Below are 7077 nucleotides of genomic sequence, written 5' to 3'. Positions count from 1 at the left end.
CTAATAACTTCTCAAATACGAACCAATAAGTTAACATTTATTAACTTTTTGTAGCAATTTGAATTAATATTTAGAATATTAAGCATGCATTCATGTTGCACTCTCATAGTTGATAAGCATATCAGATGATCGGCCTTAAACGGTACGCTTGACGACAATTCAGGACTAGTTTTAGTAACTAGTTAAATATAGTTACATAAAACTATTTATTTAATATTAAACCTAAAAATGCGTACAAATAATTACCCACAAGACTCGAGAAGTGGTGGCTTTGACAAGACATACAAGGGAACGCAGCATTTAGACATAAAGCATCCAATTCACTAAAGATTCCCAAAATGAGCTGATTGGTGAATCAATAGAGAAATGAATTAAACTGAGCTATTAAATATCAGCTTTACATCTAACTTAACCTGTATCCGATGAAAAATCCCAGACAAAAAACCTTGTTAGCGATGTGCCTCTCTCTATTTCTCTTTGTTGCAAACGCCCAAGATTTGCAGATTCATTACAAGAGAAATAATGATGCGAATGTGAAATCTCTAGAACTTGACGGAGTCATTGCAAACCTAGATCGTGATGGCATCAAATACCAGTGCGATGCAAATACACTGGCCTTTTCAAGAGGCTACGTATTCTTAAAACGTACTAACTCGTGGACGAAAGAACTTCATTCAACCTACGAACTCAAAAATAACTATGCCAATTGGTCAATAAAAAGCCCCGTAGGCGCTTACTTCAGAAGTGTTTATTTTGATTTTGATTTCCATGCAAACACACTTTACTCAAAAGCAATCATTGTCAATGAATACGACCGTGACATCACTCCAGATTTTTATCAACTTTGGGATTTGATGGGCAAGCAAAAACCAAATACGCTTGACGGCAACACAAATTTATCCAAATGCGTTCTTTTGCAAGATGAGAACAAACAGACTGGTTTAGAAAGCACCAACTTAGAACACTTAGGATTAAGTAAAGTAACGTTCGAAGGTCAAACATTTTCTTCATTGAAAGAAATCTCGGGTTTTCTTAATGAAAACAGTTATTCAAAATTAGCAATTGATATGACTGTGTGGCAGAGAAACGACGAACTGATCGCACTCCCCACTTCGTGGAACTCGGACAGTCAAGTCACCCCACTTACAACGATATCGACCCAGCCGATTGCACCACTATTTAGAAAATACAAAAGCATCGCCAAGTTAGTTCAGCATTTAGAGAAATCTGGATGGCACGAAAATAAACTGGGGATTTTTATGTCAAAAATAAATAGCGCATCTGAAATTAAAAAATCTCACAATACGATGCCTCTCATTTACATTGATATTCAAGAGAATAGAGCCGTCCGAAAAATAATTCGCACACCTGAGTCATCGACAGTTCAGATTCAGAAAGCCACACATAGTCAGTAATTCACGCCATGGCTTTGTAAACGACAAAGTCAAACCTTTTGGTCGGTTCAACTTCAGCATACGAGGAAAAGTTGCACTGGCCTTGCAATTAAAATAATCTGCTCGCTGTTTTCTGACAGCATCTTCTCTTACTTACCTAACTCTCTCGATGTCCAACAACACCCCCGCCACGCCCGAAGCCGCTCCCGTCGACGAAAACCAACTGATCGCTGAGCGCCGCGAGAAGCTCAAGGTCATGCGCGAGCGCCAGGCTGCGGGCCAAGGCGTTGCCTTCCCCAACGATTTCAAACCCGCGCACCACGCCGCCACCCTGCACGAGCTGCATGGCGACAAGACCGCCGAGGTGTTGACCGAAGAAGGTCAGTTCGCCAAAGTGGCGGGCCGCATGATGCTCAAGCGCGTGATGGGCAAGGCCAGCTTTGCCACGCTGCAAGACAGCACTGGCCGCATTCAGATTTACGTGACACGCGATGACGTGAGCGAAGATCTGTATGCCGATTTCAAACACTGGGATTTGGGCGACATCGTGGCGTGCGAAGGCAAGTTGTTCAAAACCCGCACAGGCGAGTTGTCGATTCACGCCACCAGCATCCGCATGCTGACCAAGAGCCTGCGCCCCATGCCCGACAAGTTCCACGGCGTGGCTGACCAAGAGATCAAATACCGCCAACGCTACGTCGATTTGATGACCGACGAAACCGCACGCAAGCGCTTTGTGGCGCGCAGCAAAGCGGTCAGCGGCATTCGCGACTTCATGGTGCAACACAACTTCCTCGAAGTTGAAACGCCCATGCTGCACCCCATCCCCGGCGGCGCAAACGCCAAGCCTTTCACCACGCACCACAACGCGCTGGACCAAGAAATGTTCTTGCGCATCGCGCCTGAGTTGTACTTGAAGCGCTTGATCGTGGGTGGCTTTGAGCGCGTGTTTGAGATCAACCGCAACTTCCGCAACGAAGGTATCTCGGTGCGTCACAACCCCGAGTTCACCATGATGGAGTTCTACGCCGCGTATTGGAACTACCAAGACCTGATGCACTTCACCGAAGAGCTGGTGCGCGACGCCGCCATGAAGGCCGCTGGCACATTGCTGCTGACCTACGGCGGCAAAGCGGTTGACCTGAGCCAGCCGTTTGAGCGCCTCACGATTCGTGAAGCAATCATCAAGCACACTGAGGCTGGCGAAGCATCTGAAACCGGCGCGGGGCTCCGGGTGGACAACATCACATGGTTGATCAACGCCTTGCAAAAACTCGGTTTCAAAGAAGAGAAAGACAAACTCAGCACACGCAGCTTGGCCAGCTTGCAAGTGATGTACTTTGAAGAGACGGTGGAAGACAAGCTGTGGCAGCCCACCTTCATCTGCGAGCACCCTGTAGAAATTTCACCCTTGGCCCGCGCCAGCGACAGCAAGCCCGATGTGACCGAGCGCTTTGAGCTCTACATCACAGGCCGCGAATTCGGCAACGGCTTCAGCGAGTTGAACGACGCTGAGACCCAAGCCGCACGCTTCCACGCCCAAGTGGCTGCCAAAGACAGCGGCGACGACGAAGCCATGTTCTACGACCACGACTTTGTGCGCGCCCTCGAATACGGCATGCCCCCAACAGGCGGCTGCGGCATTGGCATTGACCGCTTGATGATGTTGCTGACCGACAGCCCCAGCATCCGCGACGTTATTTTGTTCCCTGCTTTGCGCCGCGAAGCCTAAGTATCACGCTTCATCACGCTTCATCACGCTTGAGCGTCATGCTCAGATGACCAAAAAATGGGGCCTTGAAGGCCCCATTTTTTATGGCTGGTTGTTAGGCAGCAGGTAATCGTTCGAATGGGCGCTGAGCGGCGCAGCAACCTGCAAGGTGAAAGGCATGGCTTGCGGCGCGTTGTACGCAGCAGCCAAGATCGCGGCTGGGGCATCACCATTCAATGCCGCGGTTTGCAAGGTGTTGGCCACGCTGCGCGCCAAGGTGTGCAACGCGTTGTTGGCCTGCGCCACGTAGTCTTGCGAGAAATTAAGCGCTTGTGCGTCCCCCATCAAGCGGGTGCTGACGGTTTGCTGGGCTTGTGTCCATGTGGCGCCAGAGGCCTTCATTTCATACACCGCCAAAGTCGTCAAGGGCGTGATCAAAGCAGGCGCTTGTGCGGCCGTGCGCATTTGGTAAGCGGTGTACACCGTGTGAGAAGGGCCGTCTTGGTCGATGGCGCCAACCGGAACATTCGCCAAAATTGACAAACCTGACAGAGCCACTGAAGCGTTGTGGTTCAAGGTGTAGGCACCATTGACACCCGACACCGTGCTGGGCTCGTTGGCGTCGCATGTGCCGTTGTCGTTCAGGTCCAAGCACACGGTGGCGCCTTGGATGTAGCCGTCCATCACCTGGCCACTCAACTGTGTTTGGCTTTCAATGCCGCTCAGGTGTTCACCGCCACCGCCGCCGCCACAGGCCGTCAAAGCCAGTGACAACGCCAAAGACAACAGAAGTTGCCATTTAGATTTAAATTCGACGATTTGAGTGTTTTGCTGTTCCATTCCTCAAATTTAACGGAACTGACAAAACTGATATTAACCAACACTCAAATTTTCAGATATTTTTGGCGATTTTGTTGAATTTCTGTAACTTTTCAGCATTTATGCAGGTTTCAAGCGCATCACGGCCCGTTCAAACCATGAAATGCGGCCCAAGAAAACAACAAAATCACCAAAACAAGCACCACCACGATCAACACGCGTTGTTTCGCACGCAACGCACCCACCATCACCACCAAGGCTGCGTTTTGCTCAGCCAAGTCGGTCAAGGTTTGGGCCATTTGTGCTTGGTGGGTGTGCAGTTGATCGATTTGGTTCTGTGCGGCGAGCAGACGATTTTTCAACTCACCCAAGCTGGGCACATCAGACGCAGGCGCGTTGGGCGTTGCCATGCTTGACGCGGCGGCATCGCTGCCACCTCGCTTGCGGTCGATCAGTTCACGGGCTTTTTCCAACACCGTGGGGGCGTGCGAGATCACATCGCCCCACGGGATCACTTTCAACGCAGCTAACCAAGGGATGGCCATGGCTTATTGCGGCTGAAAACCGCTGGCTTTGATCATCTTGGTCCACACCTGCGTGTAGGCGCGCTCGCGCTGTGCGAGTTGCTGGGCGTTCATGTAGCCCACGGTCAGGCCCATTTTGGTGAGGTGCTCATGCACATCGGGCATAGCCAACACTTTGGAGAGCGCTTGACCGACATGGTCGATGGTGGCTTTGGGTGTGCCTGCGGGCGCGAAGATGCCGTAATAAGGCGTGTCTTCCAAGCCACCCAGACCCAGCTCGGTGAATGTGGGCACATCGGGCAACGCCGCTTGGCGCTTGGCACCCAACACAGCAACCACGCGCACTTTGCCTGCTTTGTGGTTTTCAATGAAATCGGGCACCGAACCCACGCCTGCGGCAATTTGGTTGCCCAGCATGTCAGCCATCATCGGGGCGCTGCCGCGATAGGGGGCAGCGACCAAGTCGAGCTTGAACTTCTCACCCACCACTTTGACCAAAAACTCAGGCGTGGAAGCAGGCGCGGGAATGCCCACTGCCCCCTTGCCTGCGCCCTGGGTTTTGACCCAAGTCACGTACTCGGTGAACGACTTGACAGGCGTGCCGCCCGACACCGCCAACGCGTTGACGAAGGTGGCAAAGCCAGCCACGGGCACAAAGTCTGTGGCCGAGTCGTAGCCGGGATTCTTGACCACCAAGGGCAGAATAGAAATGGTGTGGTCGTGCGAGAGAAACAGCACCGTGCCGTCTGCGGGCGAAGCCTTCAAGGCTTGCGCGGCCAGTTGGCCACCCGCGCCGGGCTTGTTGTCGACCACGACGGGGACGCCCAATTCGTCTTTGAGTTTTTCAGCCAAGGTGCGAGCCACCGCATCGGTCCCGCCGCCGGGTGGAAAACCCACCAACAACTTGATGGGCTTGACGCTTTGCGCTGCGGCCAAGCCACAACTCAGGGCCAAGGCCAAAACGGCTAAATGACGGCGTGAAGGAAACATGGCGGAACTCCTTAAAAACAGAAAAAGATAAAACAGGAAATCAGGCTTGATCGGGGTTGTCTGTGGGGACAACGCCATCGGGGTTTTGGGTGTGGTCGGGCTCCAAGTCCATGCTGGGGTTTTGGGTGTGGTCGGGCTCCAAGTCCATGCTGGGGTTTTGACCGAATTCACCGTCGGGTGAGGTTTTGCGCGCCTCGCGTTCTTGCAGCTTTTCTTCTTTCTTCTTTTTCTTAGCCAGCTCGCGTTGACGTTTCTCGTAGTTGTAATTAGGGGTGGCCATATTTATTTTTTCTCAACAGGTGGTTTGCATTCAAAACAAAAAAAAGCCAATGCGCCTGCAAAACGGCGTTGGCTGCCCAAACGGCGGGGCTTGTGAAGTCCACATTTCATGCAAGACATGGTTTCACCGACTTTGCCCATGCCAATGAAGGGAGAGCCATTTTCACGGCTGGTGAAGCGCAACCCACTGTCGCTGACTTCGTTTTTTCCATTTTTCGTCGCCATCTGAACTTTCATGAAGTGGCGAACTTGAGCGCGGTTTAAGGCAACAAGTCCAAAGCCCGCACATAGGCGGGGTGGGTCATCAGCGCGTCCCAAGCTAGCGGCGAATTTTGAGGCAACAAGGCGCTGCGACGTTGTTCGCTCGCGTCACTGGCATGCCATTTATTTTTAAGCAATCCTTCGGTCAAGCCGTCAAGCATGGCGTCTACGCCGTGGCCATCGCCTAGGCTTTGGTTGCACAGCAAGACCAAGTCGCAGCCCGCGTTCAAGGCGGCCATGCCAGCCTCGGCAAAGCTGACGTCACGGCCTTCGATGCGGCGTGCACCTTGCATCGACAAGTCGTCGCTGAAGATGGCGCCATTGAAATGCAGCTGAGTGCGCAAAATGTCTTGCAACCAACGCGGCGAGAAGCCTGCGGGCAAGGCATCGACCTTGGGGTAAATGACGTGCGCAGGCATGACGCTGGTGAGCGTGGTGCTGAGCCAGGTGTAGGGCAAGGCGCAGTCGTTCAGAATGGCTTTGAGGCTGCGTTTGTCCACGGGGATGTCGACATGCGAATCGGCTTTGACAAAGCCGTGGCCTGGGAAGTGCTTGCCGCAATTGGCCATGCCCGCCAACAGCAAGCCGTGCATGACGCTTTTCGACAAGGCGGTGACCACCCGCGGATCGCGGTGAAAAGCACGGTCGCCAATGACGCCGCTTTCGCCATGGTCAAGGTCGAGCACAGGGGTGAAGCTGAAGTCCACCCCGCACGCGCGCAACTCGCTGGCGAGCACAAAGCCGCTGGCGGTGGCGGCGTCCATCGCAGCCAAGGCGTCGCTGCCGGTTTTAAAGTCGCCGGAGACGCCTTTTTGGTCTTTCATCCACAGCTCGCCCAAGGCGCGCATGGGCGGAATGTGGGTGAAGCCATCGCTGCGAAAGCGCTGCACACGCCCGCCTTCGTGGTCCACACAAATGAGCAAGTCTTGGCGCACGGCCTTGATGTCGGCACACAACTGGGTAAGTTGCTGACGGCTGGTCCAGTTGCGACCAAACAAAATCACGCCACCGGTGAGCGGGTGCGCCAAGCGATGGCGGTCGGCGTCGGTGAGCTGGGTGCCAGCAATGTCCAAGATCAGGGGGGCGTGGTGAGACATCA

The 7077-nt window shown here is 53.0% G+C and carries 7 protein-coding genes; 2 read left to right on the top strand and 5 right to left on the bottom strand.

Annotated features, from left to right (window positions below; genetic code table 11):
* Positions 1-422 precede the first annotated feature (422 nt).
* Together C5F52_RS24020 and lysS are read left to right on the top strand one after the other, a co-directional pair.
* Complete coding sequence (locus C5F52_RS24020) at positions 423-1415, top strand: hypothetical protein (protein WP_104800878.1); 993 nt, start codon at positions 423-425, stop codon at positions 1413-1415.
* 148 nt (positions 1416-1563) lie between these two features.
* Positions 1564-3126: a lysine--tRNA ligase gene (gene lysS, locus C5F52_RS24015; protein ID WP_104800877.1), complete on the top strand. Its 1563-nt coding sequence runs from the start codon at positions 1564-1566 to the stop codon at positions 3124-3126.
* An 81-nt stretch (positions 3127-3207) separates the two neighbouring features.
* Here lysS and C5F52_RS24010 read toward each other — a convergent pair whose 3' ends face one another.
* From C5F52_RS24010 to nagZ, 5 genes are all read right to left on the bottom strand, one after another.
* A complete protein-coding gene (locus C5F52_RS24010; RefSeq protein ID WP_104800876.1) occupies positions 3208-3945 on the bottom strand; it encodes a hypothetical protein in 738 nt (245 codons plus the stop codon).
* 119 nt (positions 3946-4064) lie between these two features.
* Positions 4065-4469, bottom strand: a complete 405-nt coding sequence (locus tag C5F52_RS24005) for a hypothetical protein (RefSeq protein ID WP_104800875.1) — start codon at positions 4467-4469, stop codon at positions 4065-4067.
* Between the two features lie 3 nt (positions 4470-4472).
* Entirely contained in the window at positions 4473-5438 is a 966-nt protein-coding gene (locus tag C5F52_RS24000; RefSeq protein WP_104800874.1) for a Bug family tripartite tricarboxylate transporter substrate binding protein, read from the bottom strand.
* Positions 5439-5478: 40 nt separating this feature from the next.
* Positions 5479-5718: a hypothetical protein gene (locus C5F52_RS23995; RefSeq protein ID WP_104800873.1), complete on the bottom strand. Its 240-nt coding sequence runs from the start codon at positions 5716-5718 to the stop codon at positions 5479-5481.
* Between the two features lie 259 nt (positions 5719-5977).
* Positions 5978-7075: a beta-N-acetylhexosaminidase gene (nagZ, locus tag C5F52_RS23985; RefSeq protein ID WP_104800871.1), complete on the bottom strand. Its 1098-nt coding sequence runs from the start codon at positions 7073-7075 to the stop codon at positions 5978-5980.
* Positions 7076-7077: the final 2 nt, after the last annotated feature.

It is taken from the genome of Limnohabitans sp. TS-CS-82, assembly GCF_002943475.1.
Note: the sequence above shows the minus strand (reverse complement) of the source record. Positions and strands in the feature narration are given on the sequence as shown.

What these genes read in the sequence shown, in the direction of transcription:
- C5F52_RS24020 (WP_104800878.1), top strand. Translation starts at nt 423, where the DNA reads ATGAAAAATCCCAGACAAAAAACCTTGTTAGCGATGTGCCTCTCTCTA.
- lysS (WP_104800877.1), top strand. Translation starts at nt 1,564, where the DNA reads ATGTCCAACAACACCCCCGCCACGCCCGAAGCCGCTCCCGTCGACGAA.
- C5F52_RS24010 (WP_104800876.1), bottom strand. Translation starts at nt 3,945, where the DNA reads ATGGAACAGCAAAACACTCAAATCGTCGAATTTAAATCTAAATGGCAA.
- C5F52_RS24005 (WP_104800875.1), bottom strand. Translation starts at nt 4,469, where the DNA reads ATGGCCATCCCTTGGTTAGCTGCGTTGAAAGTGATCCCGTGGGGCGAT.
- C5F52_RS24000 (WP_104800874.1), bottom strand. Translation starts at nt 5,438, where the DNA reads ATGTTTCCTTCACGCCGTCATTTAGCCGTTTTGGCCTTGGCCCTGAGT.
- C5F52_RS23995 (WP_104800873.1), bottom strand. Translation starts at nt 5,718, where the DNA reads ATGGCCACCCCTAATTACAACTACGAGAAACGTCAACGCGAGCTGGCT.
- nagZ (WP_104800871.1), bottom strand. Translation starts at nt 7,075, where the DNA reads ATGTCTCACCACGCCCCCCTGATCTTGGACATTGCTGGCACCCAGCTC.